Here is a 1,638-nt window from a genome sequence, read left to right as displayed (position 1 = left end):
TGGTCCGACCGGTCGACACCCCGGCCGCCGCGCTGGCGCTGCCGGTGCCGCTGGTCGACCCGAACGACCCGGACGCCGGTTTGCTGGCCGGTCTCGCCGCCTCCGCGCCGGGCGAGCTGATCGGCGCGCTGGAGGCGGCCCCCGGCCAGGGCGTGGAGACCCGGCTCAGAAGGGTGCGGGCGTGGCTGGAGCACGGCGACCGGGAGGCCGCGCTGGCGACGCTGGCCCGGCTGGACGAGGAGCGGCCCGACGACTGGCGGGTGGTCTGGTACCGGGGCGTGGCCGCCCTGGTCACCGGCGACTTCGAGAGTGCCGCGCTCGCCTTCGACGCGATCTACGACGCCTTTCCCGGCGAGGCCGCACCCAAGCTGGCGCTCGGCCTGTGCGCGGAGGTACTGGGCCAGCTGGACAACGCCGCCGAGTACTACCGGCTGGTGTGGGCGACCGACCCGAGCTTCGTCAGCGCCGCGTTCGGCCTGGCGCGGGTGCGGCTGGCGAGCGGGGACCGGGCGGGCGCCGTACGGACGCTGGAATCGGTGCCGGAGTCGTCCATCCACTACACGGCCGCGCGGGTGGCGGCGGTGCGGGCGCGGCTGCGGCAACGCACGGCGGCCGCGGGTGACGTACCGTTCCTGGACGACCTGACCGCCGCGGCGGGCCAGGTCGAGGCGCTGGACGCATACGGGCTGGACCCGGCGCGACGCGAGCGGTTGTCGGCCGAAGTCCTCGGCTGCGCCCTGGACTGGATACTCTCCAGGGGTCAGGACACCGCTCGGCCGGTCACCGGCGGGCGGGTGCTGCTCGGCAGCGGTCTGGACGAGCGGGGCCTCCGCTTCGGTCTGGAGCGCGCCTACCGCACGCTGGCCCGGCTGGCGCCCGGCGGCGAGGAGAGGATCAACCTGGTGGAACGGGCCAACCGTTACCGCCCCCGGACGTGGGTGTAGTCATGTCACAGATGCCCCAGCAGGCCGCACTGCCCAAGTGCCCGAGCTGCGCGGAGCCGCTCGAACCGGGCGACCTCTTCTGCGGCGCGTGCGGATACGACCTGTCCGCCGTGCCCGCGCCGCCCGCGGACCAGCCGACGCTGACCATGACCGGCGCGCCGGACGGCGACGTCGACTGGCCCGAGCCCGAGCCGGCCACCACCGGCGGTACCGAGCCGCGCACCCACCGGGCCGCCGACGTGCCCGGCACCGACTCCGGCGGCGCCCCGCTGCACACACCCGAACCGGCCGCGTCCGGGGTGCGTTTCGACCGGCCCGCCGGGGCCACGGAGCCGACCGAGCCCGAGGAGTACCCGCTCCAGGCCCCCGACCCGCGTGCCGAGCCCCCCGCACAGGTGTGCGTCGCCTGCCGCGCGGGCCGGGTGGACGGCGACGGCTACTGCGAGAACTGCGGGCACGCCCAGCCCCGCGAACGCGACCACATGGAGCGGGAGTCGGGCCCGGTGGCCGCGATCAGCGACCGGGGCCTGCGTCACCACCGCAACGAGGACGACTTCACCGTCGCGCACACCGCGCTGCCCGACGGCTCCCCCGCCGCGCTCGCCGTGGTCTGCGACGGCGTCTCCTCGGCGACCCGCCCCGACGACGCGTCCACCGCCGCCTCGCGGGCCGCCGGGGACGTGCTGCTGGCGGC

2 protein-coding genes are annotated in these 1,638 nt (G+C 76.6%); both read left to right on the top strand.

From position 1 onward, the window contains the following. Positions 1-944 (top strand): tetratricopeptide repeat protein (locus GT030_RS14650; RefSeq protein ID WP_161201489.1); only part of this gene is annotated, 944 nt, incomplete at its 5' end. A 2-nt stretch (positions 945-946) separates the two neighbouring features. After that, positions 947-1,638, top strand: a 692-nt coding sequence (locus GT030_RS14645; RefSeq protein WP_237522430.1) for a zinc ribbon domain-containing protein, incomplete at its 3' end; no start/stop codon positions are given.

The sequence above is a fragment of the Streptomyces sp. SID1328 genome (genome assembly GCF_009865595.1).
GTDB classification, from domain to species: Bacteria; Actinomycetota; Actinomycetes; order Streptomycetales; family Streptomycetaceae; genus Streptomyces; species Streptomyces griseoluteus.
The sequence above is the reverse complement of the archived record's forward strand: the minus strand, read 5'-3'. Positions and strand labels throughout refer to the sequence as shown.